At 65.3% G+C, this 19,385-nt stretch carries 19 protein-coding genes; 5 read left to right on the top strand and 14 right to left on the bottom strand.

What is annotated here, in order from left to right:
* The first annotated feature begins 81 nt into the window (after positions 1-81).
* Positions 82-1,113, top strand: a complete 1,032-nt coding sequence (locus ACSQ1W_RS19070; RefSeq protein ID WP_436045437.1) for a class 1 fructose-bisphosphatase — start codon at positions 82-84, stop codon at positions 1,111-1,113.
* A 34-nt stretch (positions 1,114-1,147) separates the two neighbouring features.
* Positions 1,148-1,855, top strand: a complete 708-nt coding sequence (locus tag ACSQ1W_RS19065; RefSeq protein ID WP_436045436.1) for a 2OG-Fe(II) oxygenase — start codon at positions 1,148-1,150, stop codon at positions 1,853-1,855.
* Here the strand turns inward: ACSQ1W_RS19065 and ACSQ1W_RS19060 are convergent.
* Both ACSQ1W_RS19060 and ACSQ1W_RS19055 read right to left on the bottom strand, forming a co-directional pair.
* Positions 1,838-2,386, bottom strand: a complete 549-nt coding sequence (locus ACSQ1W_RS19060; RefSeq protein ID WP_436045434.1) for a nucleoside 2-deoxyribosyltransferase — start codon at positions 2,384-2,386, stop codon at positions 1,838-1,840. The genes ACSQ1W_RS19065 and ACSQ1W_RS19060 overlap by 18 nt on opposite strands.
* Before the next feature lie 87 nt (positions 2,387-2,473).
* Complete coding sequence (locus ACSQ1W_RS19055; protein WP_436045432.1) at positions 2,474-3,562, bottom strand: PA0069 family radical SAM protein; 1,089 nt, start codon at positions 3,560-3,562, stop codon at positions 2,474-2,476.
* Between the two features lie 57 nt (positions 3,563-3,619).
* On the opposite strand from ACSQ1W_RS19055, the gene cls reads away from it, so the two are divergent.
* From cls to ACSQ1W_RS19040, 3 genes are all read left to right on the top strand, one after another.
* The gene (gene cls, locus ACSQ1W_RS19050; RefSeq protein ID WP_436045430.1) at positions 3,620-5,074 is read left to right on the top strand and encodes a cardiolipin synthase; all 1,455 of its coding nucleotides are present in this window, start codon (positions 3,620-3,622) and stop codon (positions 5,072-5,074) included.
* 66 nt (positions 5,075-5,140) lie between these two features.
* On the top strand, positions 5,141-5,404 hold the full coding sequence (locus ACSQ1W_RS19045; RefSeq protein ID WP_436045428.1) for a hypothetical protein: 264 nt from the start codon (positions 5,141-5,143) through the stop codon (positions 5,402-5,404).
* Positions 5,401-6,174, top strand: a complete 774-nt coding sequence (locus ACSQ1W_RS19040; protein ID WP_436045426.1) for a pyridoxine 5'-phosphate synthase — start codon at positions 5,401-5,403, stop codon at positions 6,172-6,174. Before ACSQ1W_RS19045 ends, ACSQ1W_RS19040 begins: the two co-directional genes overlap by 4 nt.
* Before the next feature lie 32 nt (positions 6,175-6,206).
* On the opposite strand, the gene ACSQ1W_RS19035 is transcribed toward ACSQ1W_RS19040, so the two are convergent.
* From ACSQ1W_RS19035 to dnaA, 12 genes are all read right to left on the bottom strand, one after another.
* Positions 6,207-6,608, bottom strand: a complete 402-nt coding sequence (locus ACSQ1W_RS19035; protein ID WP_436045424.1) for an ExbD/TolR family protein — start codon at positions 6,606-6,608, stop codon at positions 6,207-6,209.
* 133 nt (positions 6,609-6,741) lie between these two features.
* Positions 6,742-7,152, bottom strand: coding sequence for an ExbD/TolR family protein (locus ACSQ1W_RS19030; protein WP_192274057.1), 411 nt, complete (start codon positions 7,150-7,152; stop codon positions 6,742-6,744).
* 3 nt (positions 7,153-7,155) lie between these two features.
* Positions 7,156-7,581, bottom strand: a complete 426-nt coding sequence (locus tag ACSQ1W_RS19025; protein ID WP_192274056.1) for an ExbD/TolR family protein — start codon at positions 7,579-7,581, stop codon at positions 7,156-7,158.
* 47 nt (positions 7,582-7,628) lie between these two features.
* Positions 7,629-8,378: a TonB-system energizer ExbB gene (gene exbB, locus ACSQ1W_RS19020; RefSeq protein WP_192274055.1), complete on the bottom strand. Its 750-nt coding sequence runs from the start codon at positions 8,376-8,378 to the stop codon at positions 7,629-7,631.
* Between the two features lie 73 nt (positions 8,379-8,451).
* Positions 8,452-9,129 carry an energy transducer TonB gene (locus tag ACSQ1W_RS19015; protein WP_192274054.1) on the bottom strand — a complete coding sequence of 226 codons (678 nt, stop codon included), beginning with the start codon at positions 9,127-9,129 and terminating at the stop codon, positions 8,452-8,454.
* 159 nt (positions 9,130-9,288) lie between these two features.
* Positions 9,289-10,479 (bottom strand): tetratricopeptide repeat protein, encoded by a 1,191-nt coding sequence (locus tag ACSQ1W_RS19010; protein WP_436045421.1) that lies wholly within the window; start codon positions 10,477-10,479, stop codon positions 9,289-9,291.
* Between the two features lie 134 nt (positions 10,480-10,613).
* Entirely contained in the window at positions 10,614-11,420 is an 807-nt protein-coding gene (locus tag ACSQ1W_RS19005; RefSeq protein ID WP_192274052.1) for a M48 family metallopeptidase, read from the bottom strand.
* A gap of 69 nt (positions 11,421-11,489) precedes the next feature.
* Entirely contained in the window at positions 11,490-12,326 is an 837-nt protein-coding gene (locus ACSQ1W_RS19000) for a CPBP family intramembrane glutamic endopeptidase (protein WP_436045419.1), read from the bottom strand.
* Between the two features lie 10 nt (positions 12,327-12,336).
* Positions 12,337-14,802, bottom strand: coding sequence for a DNA topoisomerase (ATP-hydrolyzing) subunit B (gene gyrB / locus ACSQ1W_RS18995; RefSeq protein WP_436045417.1), 2,466 nt, complete (start codon positions 14,800-14,802; stop codon positions 12,337-12,339).
* Between the two features lie 112 nt (positions 14,803-14,914).
* Positions 14,915-16,021, bottom strand: coding sequence for a DNA replication/repair protein RecF (gene recF, locus ACSQ1W_RS18990; RefSeq protein ID WP_436045415.1), 1,107 nt, complete (start codon positions 16,019-16,021; stop codon positions 14,915-14,917).
* A gap of 198 nt (positions 16,022-16,219) precedes the next feature.
* Positions 16,220-17,320 carry a DNA polymerase III subunit beta gene (dnaN, locus tag ACSQ1W_RS18985; RefSeq protein WP_192274048.1) on the bottom strand — a complete coding sequence of 367 codons (1,101 nt, stop codon included), beginning with the start codon at positions 17,318-17,320 and terminating at the stop codon, positions 16,220-16,222.
* Between the two features lie 474 nt (positions 17,321-17,794).
* Positions 17,795-19,123 (bottom strand): chromosomal replication initiator protein DnaA, encoded by a 1,329-nt coding sequence (gene dnaA / locus ACSQ1W_RS18980; protein WP_192274047.1) that lies wholly within the window; start codon positions 19,121-19,123, stop codon positions 17,795-17,797.
* Between the last annotated feature and the right edge of the window lie 262 nt (positions 19,124-19,385).

The following is a 19,385-nucleotide window of genomic DNA, read 5'->3' as shown; positions in this document are numbered from 1 at the left end:
AGGTCCGCGAGCATAGCGAATGGTCTTGCATTGGTCTCGTCAACCCGGACAATGCGCGCCACCTTCGCCGTGGACCCCATCATGCCCGCTCCCGCTCCGTCCGCCGTCTCGCTGAGCCGCTACCTGATCGAAGAACAGCGCGCCGGCCGCATCAGCGCCGACCTGCGCCAGCTGATCGCGGTGGTGGCCCGCGCCTGCACCAGCATCTCGATCGCGGTCAGCAAGGGCGCGCTGGGCGGCGTGCTGGGCGACGCCGGCACCGGCAACGTGCAGGGCGAAGCGCAGAAGAAGCTGGACGTGCTGAGCAACGACATCCTGCTGGAAGCCAACGCCTGGGGCGGCCACCTGGCCGCCTGCGCGTCGGAGGAAATGGACCACAGCCAGCCGATCCCGGACGCCTATCCGCGTGGCGGCTTCCTGCTGCTGTTCGATCCGCTGGACGGCAGCTCGAACATCGACGTGAACGTTTCGGTCGGCACCATCTTCTCGGTACTGCGCTGCCCGGACGGCGTGACCAAACCGGGCGACGAGCACTTCCTGCAGCCGGGTCGCGACCAGGTCGCCGCCGGCTACTGCATCTACGGGCCCAGCACGATGCTGGTGCTGACCACCGGCAACGGCACGCATGCGTTCACGCTGGACCGCGAGCAGGGCGCCTTCGTGTTGACCCAGCGCGATATGCGGATCCCGGAAGAGACGAAGGAGTTCGCGATCAACATGTCGAACCAGCGCCACTGGGAGGCGCCGATGCAGGGCTACGTCAGCGACCTGCTCACCGGCAAGGAAGGCCCGCGCGGCAAGGATTTCAACATGCGCTGGATCGCCAGCATGGTCGCCGACGTGCACCGCATCCTGACCCGCGGCGGCATCTTCATCTATCCGTGGGACCGCAAGGACCCGGGCAAGGCCGGCAAGCTGCGCCTGATGTACGAGGCCAACCCGATGGGCATGCTGGTCGAGCAAGCCGGCGGCGCGGCCAGCACCGGCCGCGAGGACATCCTGTCGCTGCGCCCGACCCAGCTGCACCAGCGCGTGCCGGTGTTCCTTGGGTCGAAGAAGGAAGTCGAGGCCGCGGTCGGCTACCACCGGGCACACGACACCGCGGCGGCGTGACGAGCGGAGGAGCCGCGGCGGCTAGAATCGGGCGATGAACGCCACGGCCGCCGACTTCATCGAGGTCTACCCCGACGCGCTGGACGCGGACACCTGCCGCGCCATCGTCGCCCGCTTCGACAACAGCGGGCAGGACCAGCCCGGGCACGTGGGCGGCGGCCACTATCCCGAGCTCAAGCACAGCCGCGACATCGGCATCAGCGGTGTCGCCGACTGGCGCGACGTGGAACAACGCCTCAACCTGGCCGTGCTCAGCGGCCTGCAGCAGTACCTGCGCAAGTACCCCTTCAGCCTGATCGCGCCATTGATGCTGCAACAGCCGGATGCGGAGGGCGTGCTACGCCGCCTGCGCTACGACGATGTCGCCGGCATGGACGATGCCGCGCTGATGAAGCTGGTGATGAAGGTCTTCGTGCCGGGCAAGATCAACCTGCAGCGCTACGCCGCCGGCGAGGGCGGGTACCCGTACTGGCACTGCGAACTGTTCCCGAAGGCGACGGATGCGGAGACCCTGCACCGCCACGTGCTGTGGACGATCTATCTCAACGACGGTTTCGGCGCCGGTGAGACCGAGTTCTTCCACCAGCAGCGCAAGATCGTGCCGCGCACGGGCAGCCTGCTGATCGCGCCGACGGCCTTCACCCACACTCATCGCGGCAACCGGCCGCTGCACGGCGACAAGTACATCGCGACCAGCTGGGTGCTGTTCCAGCGGGCGGAACGGCTATACGGCAGCCACTGACACGCGGATCAGGCCTGCATCCATGTCGGCACGCAGGCGCTGCAGGGCAAGTTCCGCATCACCCACGACGATCACGCTGGGCACGGCCAGCATCAGGTTGAGGGGCAGGTCGAATTCCTCGAGCTCCCATCCAGACGCGTCGAGCCCGCCTTCCGCACCGAGATACTGCGGACACCGCCGGCGCATGCGCTCGGCCAGGCTGCCACCTTCGGGCACGTAGCCGTAGACGGGCTTGCCGCGCGCGATCGCGTAGCCGACCTCGAAACAGGTGCCGCTGTCGGGCTCGGCGCCACGGAAAAAGTCGAGATTGGCCAGCACGGCGTCGGCGGCATCGAGCAGGCCGAGGTCCGCACGGTAGATCCAGCGTGCGGTCTCGCGCGGATCACCGGTGGCGTGCCCGGCGACCTGCGCGTCCAGCGGGAAAAGCCCTTCGAAACCATAGTGCGCGCACAGCGTCTTGAGGCGCTCGCCATGCGCCACGGCATCGGGACGGAAGATGTCAGGACCGGCCAGGTAGAGCGATTGGATCATGGGAGACGCGTGCAGGTGAAAGCGTGCATTGTCCGCAAGCGGGTGGCGTCTTCGATGTGACCGATCGTCGCGGTGCGACGACGGAACTCAGAACAGTTCGCCTTGCGGCGACGGCGCGCGTGGCGCCACGAAGCGCGTGAGGTCGAACGGCGGGTGCCGCCGCCCCTGGAAGCCGTAGCGCTTCAGCGCCAGCGCGAAGCGACGCGCCAGCAGGTCGGCGTACACACCCTCGCCGCTCAGGCACTGGCCGAAGCGGCTGTCGTAGTCCTTGCCGCCACGGAGTTGCTGGATCGTGCTCATCACATGCGCCGCGCGATCCGGCAGGTGCGTCTGCAGCCAGTCGCGGAACAGCGGGGCGACTTCGTGCGGCAGGCGCAGCAGCACATAGCCGGCCGCGGTGGCGCCGGCGTCGCGCGCCGCCTCCAGTACGGCTTCCAGCTCGGCGTCGTTCACCCATGGAATGACCGGCGCGAACATCACGCCGACCGGTATGCCGGCCTCGCCGAGGCGCTTCACCGCACGCAGGCGACTGTGGGGCGCCGAGGCGCGTGGCTCCAGTCGGGAGGACAGGCCGTTGTCCAGCGTGGTGATGGAGAAATAGACGTGCACCAGGTTCTCTCGCGCCATGGGCGCCAGCAGATCCACATCGCGCTCGATCAGCGCGTTCTTGGTGATCAGCGAGAACGGATGCTTCGTCTCGGCAAGCACCTCGATGATCCGGCGTGTCAGCTGCAGCCTGCGTTCGGTCGGCTGATAGGCGTCGGTGTTGATGCCCAGCGAGATCGGCTTCGGTTCGTAACCCCGCTTCGACAGCTCGCGCCGCAGCACGTCGGCGGCGTTGGTCTTGGCGAAGATCTTCGTTTCGAAGTCCAGCCCCGGCGACAGGTCGAGGTAGGCGTGCGAGGGGCGGGCAAAGCAGTACGAGCAGCCGTGCTCGCAGCCGCGATACGGGTTCAATGACTGGTCGAACGGGATGTCCGGCGACTGGTTGCGGGTGATGACGCTGCGCGCGACCTCTTCGATCACCTGGGTCGGCGGCGCGGACGCGATGTCGCCCTCGGTGTCGGCGTCGTGCCAACCGTCATCGACCGTCTCCGGCGTGGTCACGGCGAACCGGCCCGGCAGGTAGCCGGTGGAACCCCGTCCCTTGATACCCGGCCGTCCCCTCGTCGTCATGCGGGCAGCCTACGCTACCCCCGTCGCAGGCGCCGCGACACCGAATAGAATCCTCAGATGCACGACATGCTTGCCGCCTTGGGCGACTTCTTCTCTTCGCTGCCCCACCTCCAGTGGTGGGTGACGCTGGCGTGGCTGCTGTACCTGGTGCCGCTGTGCTCGTGGATCATCCTGCAGAAGCGCGAGCCGGTGGCCACGTTGAGCTGGCTGCTCTCGCTGGCGTTGCTGCCTTATGTGGGCTACCTGATCTACTTCCTGCTCGGTCCGCAACGCATCAAGCGGCACCAGCTGCGCCGCACGCGTTCGCGCGAAGGCGTGGAGAGTTACGAGGTCTTCGCGCCGGCGGATGGCAACAGTGCCGAGCTGCCGATGCTGGCCCAGAAGACCACCGGGCTGCCGCCTTCCACGGCGACGTCCGTGCAGCAGCTGGTGGACGGCTGTGCCACGTACCAGGCGATCCTCGACGCCATCGCGGTCGCGGAGAACCACATCCACGTGGAGTACTACATCTTCAACGGCGACCGCACCGGGCAGCGCGTGCTCGACGCGTTGGCGGTGAAGGCACGCGAAGGCGTGAAGGTACGGTTGTTGCTGGATGCGGTGGGCTCCAACCGGTTGAAGAAGCGCGCGTTGAATGCGCTGGTCGCGGCGGGCGGCGAGTATGCCTGGTTCCACCCGACTCGGTTCCGGCCCTTCACACGACCCTGGCTCAACCTGCGTACGCATCGCAAGATCGTCGTGGTCGACGGACGCATCGCCTTCACGGGCGGCATCAACGTCACCGACGACGAGGACGAGTCGCTGCGCGAGGATGCCTACCGCGACCTGCACCTGCGGCTGGAAGGCGAGATCGTGCGCAGCATCCAGCAGGTGTTCGTCGAAGACTGGGTCTACGCGACCGGACAGCAGCGCAAGGACTTCCAGGGCACGCGCCTGTGGAGTGCGAACGACGCGAACGTGCGTGGCGGCATCGCCGTGCAGGCGCTGGTCTCGGGACCGGATTCCGCATGGGAGCCGATCCATCGCGCGAAGGTCGCCGCGATCCATGAGGCCCGACAGCGCGTATGGCTGGTGACGCCCTACTTCGTGCCCGGCGAGGCGGCGCGGATGGCGCTGACCTCGGCCGCGCTCGGTGGGCTCGACGTGCGGCTGGTGGTGCCCAAGGTGAGCGACTCGCGCCTGGTGACGCTGGCGGCGCGCTCCTACTTCGAAGAGCTGCTGGCGGCGGGCGTGAAGGTGTACGAGTACGGGCCTCGGATGATGCACAGCAAGGCGCTGCTGTGCGACGACGCGCTGGCGATCATCGGCAGCGCCAACTTCGACCATCGCAGCTTCCGGCTGAACTTCGAGATTTCCATGATGTTCCGCGATCGCGGCGTCGCCGGCACGCTGGCGCAATGGCTGGAAGGCGAGATCGCCGCCAGCGAGCCCGTCCGGCTCCAGCGGCACCGCTCGCTCTGGCGCCACCGGCTGCCCGAGGCGTTGGCGCGGCTGATGTCGCCGCTGCTGTGAAGCACGGCCGTTTTTGCGCTGGAGGGGAAGCGGTAAGATGCGCCCACCAAGCCCCGGGGGTGGACGATGCACTGGCTTTTCCTGTTGATGGCGATCGGCTGCATGTTCATGGCCATGCGCACGACATCGCCGCTGCTGGCGGTCACGTTGCTGCTGGTGTCGCTGGGCCTCTTCGTGGCCTGGATCATGGGCCGGCACGCGCGCCGATTGGGCGAAACGAGCCGTGATCCCTCGATGATGATCGACCCCACCGAACTGCGGAAGCTGCGCGAGCTGGCCGAAGCACGCCGCAATGCGACGCCGCCACCGACGGAGCCGCCGGCCCCGTGACCCTGCTCAGCGTCAACGTCAACAAGATCGCGGTCCTGAGAAATTCCCGGGGTGGCGCTGAGCCTGATGTGGTGCGCGCGGCGCAGGCTTGCCTGGCGGCCGGTGCGCACGGCATTACCGTGCACCCGCGACCGGATCTCCGGCACATCCGGCCGGATGACGTCCGTGCGCTGTCCTCGGTGACGCACGCTCAGGGCGTCGAGCTGAATGTCGAAGGGAATCCTTTCGCGCCGCCTCGGTCGGGGTATCCCGGCTTCTTGGCGCTCTGCGATGAGGTGCGCCCCGCACAGGCCACACTGGTGCCTGATGGCGACAGCCAGATCACCTCCGACCATGGCTTTGATTTTTCCCGCGATACCGAACGCCTGCGACCGCTGGTAGCCGAGCTCAAGGCGATGGGCTGTCGGGTCAGCCTGTTCGTCGATGCCGGCTGCGAGGGACTGGAGCATGCAGCGCATATCGGCGCTGACCGGATCGAGATCTACACCGGTCCCTTTGCCGAAGCGGCGCTGGCCGGGGATGCCACCGGAGCGCTTGCGTTATGCCAGCGGACCGCACAGGAAGCCCGGGCGTTTGGCCTAGGGGTGAATGCCGGCCACGATCTCAGCCAGGACAACCTGGGTCAGTTCCTCGCCAACGTGCCAGATGTCCTGGAAGTCTCGATCGGCCATGCGCTCATCGGCGAAGCCCTGTATGCCGGACTGGACACCACCGTTCGCCGGTACCTCGAGATCCTGGACGGGCAGGTCGCCACCGGGCGCCGGGACTGACCCGACGCCCGTCCCGGGCGCTGCGGGACCACTCAGTACCGCATCACGATGTTGTCGATACCACTGGCCTCCGCCTGCGCCAGCGCGCTGACAAGCTGCTGGTAGTCCGCGCCTTCGGCCGCCTCGACGTGCAGGACGGTGCGGGGGTCCGTGATGCGGGCATCCTCGAGCTGCGCGCGCAGTTCGGCCAGCGTGAGCGGACGATCGTCCAGGGTGTAGGTACCTGACAGGCCGACCCGCAGCACCAGGTCATTGAGGGGCTCGACCGGCTTCACCGGGTGGGGCACAGGCTGCGGGAGCAGCGTTTCGATCGGACGCGATAGCACGGGCGCGGTGACCATGAAGATCACCAGCAGGACCAGCATCACGTCGACCAGCGGCGTGATGTTGATCTCGGCCAGTTCGGAACGGCTTGCGGGAGCGGAGAACGCCATGGCACACCTCCTTCTGTCGGGACCGTGCGCCTGACGCTACGCCCGTCCCCGGCACTTCGCAAGCGCGCCGCCCCCGCCAAAAAAAAACGCCGCCCTGAAAGGGCGGCGTTCAAAGGTGTGTTACGCGTCAGGATTACTGCACGAAACCGATCTTCAACATCTGCGCGTTCTTGGCGGCGGCCAATACCTTGGCCATCACCTCGTAGTGCGCTTCCGAGTTCGCTTCGATGCGCAATTCCGGCTGGTTGGTCGGATCGCGCTGCACTTCATTCTGCATCCGCTCCTGCAACTCGCCCACGTTCACCGGACTGTTGTTCCAGTACACCGTGCCATCGGCGTTGATCTTGAGTTCGATCGGCGGAGGCGGTTCCTTGACCTGCGGCGGCGGGTTGATCACGCGCTGCGGCAGGGCCACTTCGATCGGGTACGTCATGATCGGAGCGGTCACGATGAAGATGATCAGGAGCACCAGCATCACGTCCACGAGGGGCGTGACGTTGATGTCGGCCATGGGACCCTTGCTACCACCACTACTGAATGCCATGGCTTACTCCCCCTTCACTTTCGTCGCTACGTAGCCGATGTCCAGCATGCCCTGGCCTTGCGCGATCTTGGTGACCTCGGCGATGACGCCCATCTTGGTCGTCCTGTCGCCACGCAGGTTGAGCTTCGGCTGCGGCTGCAGCTGCGCTGCACTCGACAGGCGCGACTCGAGGATTTCCTTGCTGACCGGCTCGTCGCCCCAGTACAGGTCACCATTCTCCTTGACGGAGATCGTGATCGGCGGGGTCTTCGGACCGTCGTCCGCTTCCTTCGCGATCTGGGCCGTTTCCGGCAGATCGATCTTCACCTTGTGCGACATCAGCGGCGCCGTGATGATGAAGATGATCAGCAGCACCAACATCACGTCCACGAGGGGCGTGACGTTGATCTCGGCCATCGGGCCACCGCTATTACCACTACTGAAAGCCATGACGGGCTCCGTCTAGAACGTTGCGTTGACTGCTTCTAACCGCCGGCTCAGCGAACGCGCGAGCCGGTGGCGAAGAAGTCGTGCAGGTCGTGCGCGAACGTGTCGAACTTGGCGATGACGGCCGCGTTCGTCTTGCTGAAGAAGTTGTAGGCGAACACCGCCGGGATGGCGACGAACAGACCGATGGCGGTCATGATCAGCGCTTCACCCACCGGGCCGGCGACGGCGTCGATCGAGGCCTGGCCGGTCGCACCGATGCGGATCAGGGCGCCGTAGATGCCCCACACCGTACCCAGCAGACCCACGAACGGCGCGGTCGCACCGACGGTGGCGAGCAGCGTCATGCCGCCCTGCAGGTTGGTGCTCTCGCGGGTCACGGCCTGGCGCAGGGCGCGGTCCACGAACTCCGAACGGCTCAGGGTCTCGCCCGAACCTTCCGAACGCTGGTGGTGGGCGGCGGCCTGGGCGGCGTCGAGCGCAATCTTGGAGAAGGGCTCGTTCTTCGGCTGCTCTTCCATCAGGCGGATGGCGTCCTGCGCGTTCGGGGTTTCCCAGAACGAGCTGGTCACGCGATCAGCCTGGCCCTTCAGGCGGGTGCTGCGCAGCACGTTGATGACGGTCCAGTACCAGGACATCGCCGACATGATGACCAGGGTGAGCAGCACGACCCAGGAGACGATGAACTCGCCGGGCTTGCTGATCATCTCGCTCATCATGTGCTCGAAGCCCATCTGCGACAGGGCATTCGCGGCGTTGGTGCCCCCGGCGGCGGCGGCGAAAAGGGTTTCCTGCAGCATGACGCTTACCTTTATATAAGTGTTGATTGAGGGTGTTGCGGGTTACGTTGGCGTCGGTCGATGCCTGGCGGCATCAACCACCGCCCATGTTGAAGTCGACCGGTACGCGGACGCGGCCTGCCGCCTTCTGACCATTGACGACGGACGCGTTGAAGCGCCACTTGCGTGCGGCATCCATGGCAGCGCGATCAAGATCGCGGTTGCGGCTGGACTTCTCCACGGACACGTTGGTCACGTTGCCGTTGGCGTCGACGTCGATGATCAGGATGACCGTGCCTTCGATGCCTGCACGGATGGCAGCAGGCGGATAGCGCGGCGGGTTCATGTTCTTCGACGAGATGTCCACGCTGGCGCCGATGTCCGGCGTCGGGGACGGCGGTGCCGGCGGCGACGGCGGCGTCACGATGTCGGTCGGTCGCGGTTCGGCGACGTCGACCGGCGGCGCTTCAGGCGGCGGCGGCAGCGGCGTGGTGCGCGGCGGAGCCAGGTTCTTGACCGGCGGCGGCGGCGTGTCCTGCGGCGGCGGCGGCGGCGGCGGCGGGGGAGGCGGTGGCGGTGCGTCGACGATGACGACCGACGTCCGGCGCTCCTTTTCCTTTTCCGCCGGCGGAGCGACCGCCGGGATCAGCAGCGCAAGCAGCGCAGCTGCGTGCAACGCGATCACGAAGGCAATACCGATGATACGAGGCCAGTTGAGGCTGTTGTCCTCTTCCTGTTCCCGGTACCTGTTGATGACCAGTTGTTCAGCCATGCGCCAATTAACTCAAGGTTGATACGGGCGCCGGGGCGCCTCGTTGATTCTGGATCCTGCCGATGGTTTTCATCGGCGGAACCCCCAGCTTATACCAATCCGACACCCCGATGCCATCATCCAAACGGCTTTTTTGGCCTTCGGTGTCAGTGGATCCCGTTACGGCAGCGCGATGATCTTCTTCGCATCTTCCGGCTTCTTGATTCCCTTCTCCAGCGCCGCGCGGGCGGCGGTCTTGGCTTCGGGGATCCGGCCCTCCTGCCAGAACACGCGCGCCAGGTTGAGGTAGGTGTCGCCATTGGGGGCCAACGGAGCCGCCTTCTGCCAGGCATCGATGGCCTGCGGGATCTGCTCGGAGTAGTAGTACGCCTGCGCCAACGCGAGCTGGGTCTGGTAGTCCGGCTTCAGCGCCCCTTTCTGCAGGCCCTCGTTGACGACGGAGATGACTTCCTTCTCCTTGCCGTCCATGTTGGCGTAGGTGACGTAGAGCTGGCGGTATTCCTTTTCTTCGGTCAACTGGCCGGCAGCGCGCAGCTTTTCCAGCGCGGCAGCGGCCTTGTCGAACTGGTCCGCCTGCTGGTAGGTGGCCACCAGGTTGAGCTGTGTCTTCTTGTCGCCCGGGGCCTTGGCCGCCATCTGCTCGGCGATCTTCACCGCGTCAGCGGGACGATCCGCGCCGATCAGCGAGGCGAGCAGCAGGCTGTACCAGCTGTCCTTGGGCTCCGGCGTGGCCGCGATGGCTTTCTCGAGCACCGGAATGGCGTCGTTGAACTTCTCCATCTGGTACAGGGCCTGCCCCTTCCGGATCAGGTCTTCGGGCTTGCTGGACTTGGTTTCGGCCAGATAGCGGTCGAGGTTGGCCATGCCCGGCTCGAACTCCTCGTCCTGCAGCTGCAGCTGCGCCAGCATCAGCAGCGACTGATAGTGGCCGTTATTGTCGAGCGCGTTGAGGTCCACGGCCTGCTGCAGCAACTGCTTGGCGGTCGGCATGTCGTCGAGGTTGTAGGCGGCCTGCGCGCCCAGCTGCGCCGCCATCGCCTTGTCGTACTCGTTCGCGTTGGAATCGGCCAGCAGTTCCTTTGCCAGGGTGAGGGTCTCGGCCTCGTTGTCTTCCTTTTCGTATGCCTTGAAGAGCTTGCTCAGCTTGCCCTGCGCCTTGCTGGAACCCTTGGCCTTAGGCTCTTCGCGCGTCGCATCGGGATAACGCACCTCGGGCTTGCTGCTGTTCTTGCGGCCGCCACGATCGGCCGAGCGGGCGTCGTACGCCACGGCGTCGGCAACGACGGCACCGCCGAAAGCGGCCAGCAACATCAGGCTGAGAAGGGTTTTCTTGGGCGTACGGTGCTTCATGTCTGAACCTCGTGGGGCCATGCAGAAGGAAGATCGTTTTTCCCGTCTGCGTGCGGGGCCGGCAAAACTAACAGAAACCTGGGGAAGGCGGATACCGTTTCAGGTGTTGCTTAGCAGCAATACCGTGGCGTGTGTCAGCCGCATTTCGGTGCGTTTCCAGCCTTCCTGGCTGCCTCGTAGGTGGGTACGAGGGAGGGTGCGTCGCGCTCCAGTTCACGGATGCGGTTCGCTGGATCGGGGTGCGTCGACAGCCACTGCGGCGAGCGCCCGCCGCTGGCAGCCATCATGTTCTGCCAGAGTCCGACGGCCTGGCGCGGATCGAAGCCTGCCTGTGCCATCAGCCGCTGGCCAACGACATCGGCTTCGCTTTCCTGCGTGCGCGAACCCGGCAGCAGGAAGGCGGCCTGCGCCGTCATGCCGCCGAGCTGGTTGACGGTGCTGGCCGCGCCATCGCCGTAACGGGCACCGGCCAGCGCGCCCAGTACGCCCAGGCCGGCCTGGGCACCCATCTGCCGGGTGATGCGTTCTTCGTGGTGGCGCGCGATCACATGGCCGATTTCGTGGCCCAGCACAGCAGCCAGTTGGTCCTGATTCTTGGCGACGGTGAAGATACCGGTGTTCACGCCCACCTTGCCTCCCGGCAAGGCGAACGCGTTGGGCTCGTTGTCGGTGAAGACCGCGGTTTCCCAGGCGACGCTGCGTTGTTCTGGCGGCAACTGCCGTACCAGCGCGTTGACCACGCAGGTGACGTAGGCGTTCTGTTTCGCGTCCCGGTTGAGGGTTTCCTTCGCCTTGGTCTCGGCGAAGGCCTGTGCGCCCAACTGGTCCAGCTGCGCTTGCGACACACCGCCGACCATCTGCGTGCGGCCGGTGGGCGAGGTGGTGGTGGCGCAGGCCGTCAGGCCCAGCACCATGGCGGTTCCGAGGATCCGGAGTTTCATGCTCGCCCCCTGCGACATTGCGTGACACCAGAGTCTGGGCAAGCGCGTCTTAAACTTTCGTCAATCACATTAGACCGGCGCACCGCCGTAAACCTGCAGGACAGCCAGCGCTATCGCATTGTTCAGGATGTGGGCGGCGATGGGTGCCCACAGGGTGCCGGTCCGACGGTAAACCCAGGCGAAGATGGCGCCCATGCCGGCGTAGACCAGGATCAGGAATACCGTGCTGCCCATCGGCTTGCCGTTGAGGCCGGGCAGCTCATGGACCAGCGCGAAGACCAGGCTGCTGAGGATCAGGCCGAGGACCGGCCAGCCGCCCTGCCAGAGGCGTCCGAACAGGACGCGGCGGAACAACAGCTCCTCGTACAAGGGCGCCAGCATCACGGCGAACAGCGCCAGGAACACCGGGAAGCGTGTGAATCCTTCCCGGATCAGGTCCAGGTTGCTGGGTTCGAGATCCAACCCCAGCGCGCGCCCACCAGCGCTCATCACTGTGCTGAAAAAAAACGTCGCCAGACCCGCCACCAGCGCCCAACTCCAGGTTGCGGGAAGACGCAGGCGGTCAAGGGAGTCGCTCCGCTCCGCGGCAGTCGCCCGGCGGCGCCAGAAGTACAACACAAGCGCCGTACCGCCCGTGCTGACCAGCGTGGTGACGATCAGGAAGAGGACGGGCGGCGTACCGAGCTGCGCCTGCAAGGCCTGCGCATCCGGCGCTCCCCCTTGCTGTTGCGCAATCCGGATGCCCTGCCACGCAGCCCATCCGACAAGGCCCAGCATCAGCGTCGAAAACGACAGCGTGATGGCGAGCGCCACGTCGACGGTGAACGCCGACAGCACGCTGCGCAAAGGCAGGGGGGCCGGCTTCGCTCCGACGGCGTCGGGCGGCAGGGAGCGCACCTCGCTCATTCGCGCAGCGTCAGATGTCGAGGTTGGACACCTTCAGCGCGTTGTCTTCGATGAATTCTCGGCGCGGCTCGACGACATCGCCCATCAGCGTGCTGAAGATCTGGTCGGCGGCGACCGCATCCTCGATGCGTACCTGCAGCAGGCGGCGCGTGTCGGGATTGACCGTGGTGTCCCACAACTGCTCCGGATTCATTTCGCCCAGGCCCTTGAAGCGCTGGATGCTGCGGCCCTTCTTGGCCTCCTCCAGCAACCATGCCTGCGCATCCGCGAACGTTGCGACAGGCTGCGCCTTGTTGCCGCGGATGACCTGCGCGCCATCGCGCACCAGACCGTGCAGGAGTGCGGCCGCTTCGCGCAGCGGGCGCAGTTCGCCGCTCTCGAAGGCCGACAGCGACAACACCTGCACCAGCTCCTCGCCCATGTGCCGGCGCGTGGCCAGCAGCGCCGCAGGGCGCTGTTCGGTGGCGGGCTGCAGCGTCAGCGCGTAGCGCGCACTGCCCAGGCTGCCACGGTTGAGCTTGGCTTCCAGCGCATCGAGTTCGTGGCGCTCGTCGATGTTCTGCTGCAGGTGTTCCGCATCGAGCGGCGTGAAGTCGATCAGCGATTCCAGCAGCACCGGATCGTAGCGGTGCGCGTTGCGCGCGATCACGTCGCGGGCGGTGGTGAACACCAGCAGCAACTTCTCCAGCGCCTCGCCGGAGATCGGTGGTTCGCCATCGGCAGGAATCAGCGACGCGCCTTCCACCGCGTTGTTCGCGAGATAGACGTTGAGTGCCGCGTCGTCCTTCAGGTACAGCTCCTGCTTGCCTTGCTTGAGCTTGTACAGCGGCGGCAGGCCGATGTAGACATGGCCGCGCTCGATGAGTTCGGGCATCTGCCGGTAGAAGAACGTCAGCAGCAACGTGCGGATGTGCGAACCGTCGACGTCGGCGTCGGTCATGATGATGATGCGGTGGTAGCGCAGCTTGTCCGGGTTGTACTCGTCCTTGCCGATGCCGGTGCCGAGCGCAGTGATCAGCGTGCCGACTTCGGCGGATGCGAGCATGCGGTCGAAGCGCGCACGTTCCACGTTGAGGATCTTGCCGCGCAGCGGCAGCACCGCCTGGTTCTTGCGGTTGCGACCCTGCTTGGCGGAACCGCCTGCCGAGTCACCCTCGACGATGAACAGCTCGGACAGCGCGGGATCCTTCTCCTGGCAGTCGGCCAGTTTTCCGGGCAGGCCGGCGATGTCCAACGCGCCCTTGCGACGGGTCAGGTCGCGCGCCTTGCGGGCCGCTTCGCGCGCACGGGCGGCATCGACGATCTTGCCCGCGATGGCGCGCGCCTCATGGGGGTGTTCCTGCAGGAACTCCTCCAAACGTGCACCGAACGTGCTCTCAACGACCGGCCTGACGTCGGAACTGACCAGCTTCTCCTTGGTTTGGGAGGAGAAGCTCGGATCCGGCACCTTCACCGACAGCACGGCGATCATCCCTTCGCGCATGTCGTCGCCCGACAGGTTGACCTTGGCCTGCTTGGCGATGCCGTTCTGTTCGATGTAGTTCGTCAGCGTGCGCGTCAGCGCCGCACGGAAGCCGATCAGGTGGGTACCGCCATCCTTCTGCGGAATGTTGTTGGTGAAGCAGAACATCGTTTCCTGGTAGGCATCGGTCCACTGCAGGGCGACTTCCACCGTGATGCCGTTCTGTTCGCCACTGACCGCGATCACGTTCGGATGCAGCGGTGTCTTGAGGTGCGCCAGATGCTCCACGAAGCTGCGGATGCCACCCTCGTAGTGGAAGTCGTCGTGACGGCCCTCGCCGCGTTCGTCGACCAGCACGATCTTGACGCCGGAGTTGAGGAAGGACAGCTCGCGCAGGCGACGGGCCAGGATGTCGTAGTGGAACTCGACGTTGCCGTGGAAGGCCGTGACCGACGGCCAGAACCGCAACGTGGTACCGCGCTTCGTGCTGTTTTCAACCTGATTCAGCGGTCCGAGAGCGGCGCCGTTGCTGTATTCCTGACGGTAGTGGGAACCGCCCTGGAAGATATCCAGCTGCAGCTTCTCGGAGAGTGCGTTGACCACGCTCACGCCCACGCCGTGCAGGCCGCCGGACACCTTGTAGCTGTTGTCGTCGAACTTGCCACCCGCGTGAAGGACGGTCATGACGACTTCGGCCGCAGAGACCTCGCGACCCAGCTTGGCGCTCATCTGCGCATGCTTGCCGACCGGGATACCGCGACCGTTGTCGGAGACGGAGACCGAGCCATCCGCATGAATCGTCACCGCCACGTGATCGGCATGACCCGCCAAGGCCTCGTCGATCGAGTTGTCGACGACTTCGAACACCATGTGATGCAGGCCCGTGCCGTCATGCACGTCGCCGATGTACATGCCGGGGCGCTTGCGGACCGCTTCCAGACCTTCCAGGGCGGTGATGCTGTTCGCGTCGTACGTATTGCCGTTCGGTGCAGAAGAGGTCGTTTCGTCGGTCATTCGCTTCGGGTCGGCTGCATGGCGGACGCCGCGCCACCGGGTCGGTAGGCGCAATGCGCAGGCCAAAGGATCAATGCGGAATTATAGCACCGGTGGGCACTTAGCCCCGGGTTCAGGCATTCGGGACCGGCTGGACTATCCCCTGTTCCACGTGGAACACGGTTGGACGGATGCCAGTGTCGGTCAGCCCTGTCGGACGCTCGGTCCCCGTGATGAAGACCTGAGCACCACTGGCGAGCAGGCGCTCCAGGATTCGGCGCTGGTGGTGCCGGTCGAGTTCAGACGCCAGATCATCGAGCGCCATGATCGGCCACTCGCCGCGGCGACGGGCAAAGTCCTGCGCCTGCGCCAGCAGACATGAGAGGGCGGTCAGCTTGGCTTGGCCACGTGACAGGGTCTCGCGTTGGGGCAGGGTGGAGTACTCGATACGCCAATCGGCCCTGTGCGGCCCAACCGTTGTGTAGCCGGCGGCACGGTCCCGTTCGCGGGACAGCAGCAACGCATCCGACAGTGAAAACTCATGGCGGCGCCATCCAGGCTGGAACTGGAGCGTTGCAGCGCCAAGCGACGGGGCAAGTTCACGAACCACGTCCGCCAGATCGTCTTGGAGAGCGTCCAGATAGCGTTGACGGTGGCCGGTCAGCGGCTCGCCGGCGTCTGCTAGTTCGTGGTCCCACGCATCCAGCTGCGCGCCGCCGATGCCTGCCTTGAGCAAGCTGTTCCGCTGCTTCAACGCGCGCGCGTATCGGCGCCACAAAGGGAGAAATCCCCCTTCGCGACCCTGTTCCACGTGGAACAAGCCCCAATCCATGAACCGGCGGCGCGGTTCGCCCCCACCAGTGACCAGCGCGTGGCTGCCAGGTTCAAAGCTGACGACTGCCAGGGCGGCGCAGAGATCTCCCAGCTGCGCGACGTTCTCGCCGTCCAGCCTGCCGGTCCACGCCTGCCCACTGTGTCGCAAGCCGGCCCGTCGATGACGGCCCTGGCTTGATTCTCGCCACTCGACAAAAACCTCGACCGCCTCCGAGCCTGTTCGGACCAGCCCGTCCCTCACCCGGCCGCGGAAACTCCGCCCATAGGCCATCAGATGCAGGGCCTCAAGCAGGCTGGTCTTGCCTGCGCCGTTGTCGCCGGTGATCAGGTTGAGGCCGGCTTCCGGTGTCAGGGAAACCTCCGGAAAGCGCCGCAACCCGCTGGCTTCCAGTCGGGTTACCTGCATGGGAGACGCCTCGCGCAGGACGATGGGCGCAGGCTGTCATGGACCGGAGCAGAAAAAGGGCAGGAGACCAGCGGCGTCATGGATCAAATTCTAGCGTGTGCGGTATCCGGGCCGGGCCCACATGAATCCTGCGGAACCCAAACGAAATCGCCCGGCCTGAGCCGGGCGATGCATTGTGTTCCACGTGGAACAGACAGGTCAGAGACGCAGCGGCATCACGACGTGCCGCGACTTCTCGCTGCTGGCTTCGCGAACCAGGGCAGAGGAGTTGGCATCGCGCAGCTGCAGGACGATGTGCTCATCGCGTAGCGCCGAGAGCGCATCCAGCAGGTAGTTCACGTTGAAGCCGATCGCCAGGCCGTCGACCTTGGTGTCCGCCTCGATTTCTTCCTGGGCCTCTTCCTGTTCGGGATTGTGGGCGCTGATCTTCAGCTGGCCAGGCGAAACCTCGACACGGACGCCGCGGTACTTCTCGTTCGAGAGGATTGCGGCGCGCTGGAGGGCGGCGCGCAGGACTTCGCGGTCGAGCAGCACTTCACGGTCAGCACCGATCGGAATCACCGCGGCGTAATCCGGGAAGCGGCCGTCGATCAGCTTGGAGGTAAAGGTGACGTCGTCGCGCTTCACCCGGATATGGCTGCGGCCGACTTCCAGTTCCAGCGCACGGTCGCCACCTTCCAGCAGGCGCTGCAGCTCGGTCACGCCCTTGCGCGGCACGATGATCTGGCGCTTGCCGACAGGCGCGCCTTCCAGCTGCGACTCGCACATGGCAAGGCGATGACCATCGGTCGCAACGCAGCGCAGGGTGCGCTCGCTAAGGTCGAACAGCAGGCCATTGAGGTAATAGCGAACGTCCTGCTGGGCCATTGCGAACGAGGTGCGCTCGATAAGCTCCTTAAGCGTCGCTTCCGGCACCTCGATGCGCTCGGTAGCTTCCACTTCGTCGACCGACGGGAAATCGTTGGCAGGTAGCGTCGCCAGCGTGAACCGGCTGCGTCCGGCCTGCACTGTGACCTTGTCGCCCGTCTGACTGACGGTGACTTTGCTGCCGTCGGGCAGGGCACGAATGATGTCGAACAGCTTGCGCGCCGGAATCGTCGTTTCGCCGTCCTGTGCGTCATCGACCGCACTGCGGGAAATCATTTCGACTTCCAGGTCGGTACCCGTCAGCGACAACTGGCCGTTCTGTACCTGCACCAGGAAATTCGCCAGGACCGGCAACGTTTGCCGGCGTTCTACCACGTTGACCACCTGGGCCAACGGCTTGAGGAAAGCTTCGCGCTGCAGACTGAAACGCATGAGTGTTGGAGCCCCTTAGCTTTGGATTTTTAAGACTAAAAGCTTAAAAGCTGGTGGTGATGGTAGGCCCGAAAATCCGGGAAAACTTACCTAACCCCATGAATTCGCTTTGTTTTTTCTTCCACCAACCCGGTGGACAGGGTCGGTTGCAGCTGTGTCGGAACCTGTGGACAACTTTTGCCTCTGAAAGCGCACACATCTTATCCACAGATCGTGCGTCCGGTTGCCCACGAAGTTATGCGTTGCCGTCCCCGAACCACTTGCCTACAGTGCGCTCCAGGTTGGGCAGCGCGATCCTGCTGGCGACGTGAGACGGCGCCGCGATCAGTGCGAACCTTCCGGTCCGGTACCCGATCACGGCACACGCAGGGCCGGTGAAGGCCTGCGCGTACCGCACAGCCATATGTATTGCTCGGACAGATAAAGCACCAATTGAAGACTCGCCGATAGCGTGGCCCGATGCCGAGCGTGCGCTTACTCGCTGAGTTTCCGGATCAGCTTGTCCCAGTCCTCGCGCAGCTTGCCGTCCGTCTCCATCAGAGTGCGGATCTGGCGACAGGCGTGCAGCACGGTCGTGTGGTCGCGACCGGCGAACGCATCGCCGATTTCAGGCAGGCTGTGTTCGGTCAGTTCCTTGGCCAAGGCCATCGCCACCTGCCGCGGGCGCGCGAGTGAACGCGTGCGCCGCTTGGATAGCAGGTCCTTGACTTGCAGACCGTAGTAGTCTGCCACGGTCTTCTGGATATTGGGGATGCTGATGGCCTGCTGCTGCGCGCGCAGCAGGTCGCGCAAGGTTTCCTGCGCGAACTCGGTGGTGATGGCGCGGCCGGTGAAGTTGGCTCGGGCCGCCAGCGTGTTGAGCGCACCCTCCAGGTCGCGCACGTTGCTGCGCATCTTCTTGGCCAGCAGGAACGCCACGTCATCGGGGATCTGCGCGCCCCGCTCGTGCGCCTTGGCGAGCACGATTGCTGCACGCGTCTCGAAGTCCGGCGGATCGATCGCCACGCTCAGACCCCAGGCCAGGCGGGACTTCAGTCGTGGCTCCAGGCCTTCCACTTCACGCGGATACCGATCACAGGTCAGGATGATCTGCTGGCGGCCGTCGAACAGCGCGTTGAAGGTGTGGAAGAACTCCTCCTGCGTGCGGTCCTTGCCCGCGAAGAACTGGATGTCGTCGATCAGTAGCGCGTCGACCTGCTGGAAGCGGCGCTTGAACTGGTCCATCGACTTTTCGATCAGCGCCTTGGTCATGGCACTGAAGAACTGCTCGCTGCGCAGGTACAGCACGCGCGCATTCGGATTCTGCCGGCGCATCTCGTTACCGGCGGCGAACATCAGATGGGTCTTGCCCAGGCCGGTGCCGCCGTACAGCAACAGCGGGTTGTGCGACCGGTCGCCCGGCTTCTGGGCGGCCTGCCAGGCGGCGGCGCGACCCAACTGGTTGCTGCGGCCCTCGACGAAGTTGTCGAAGGTGTAGTGCGTATCCATGTTGCCGGCAAACGGTTCGACCGGCGCGACCGCACTGGCGGCCGTGGGCGATGAAACCGGCGCCGCACTGTCCACCGGCTTGCTGCGCGAACCGATCTCCAGCGACACATCGTCATGGCCGGCGAAGTAATCCAGCAGCTCGCGGATGCGGCCGAGGTAACGTTCGCGAACCTGTTCGACGATGAACGCATTGGGTGCGTACAGCACCATCGCGTTGCTGCGCTGCTCGGCCTGCAAGGGCTTCAGCCAGGTATGTACATCCTCGGCCGGCAATTCGGCTTCCAGGCGTTCGAGGCAACGTGGCCAGGCATCCATCAGGTGGAACAACTCGCGTGTGGGGGAGAACAGGCCATCCCGCATTGCCGGGGGCAGCGCGGGGCGGAATCACTGGGGTCGGCCAGACTACCACCGGTGCCGGGACCCGCCAACGATCCTGTGCATAAGATGTGGATGACAGGACGAACGGCATCGCCTGACATGCGGTCTGCGCGGCATGTGTTTCGAAAGCACGCAGGGAGTTGACCCTAACCCGGTGGTTCCTATAGAATTTCCGGTTCTTTCCACCCGAACACGCCCG

Source organism: Pseudoxanthomonas sp. LjRoot143 (genome assembly GCF_964252945.1).
Classification (GTDB): domain Bacteria; phylum Pseudomonadota; class Gammaproteobacteria; order Xanthomonadales; family Xanthomonadaceae; genus Pseudoxanthomonas_A.
This window is presented reverse-complemented; position numbering and strand designations above follow the sequence as displayed.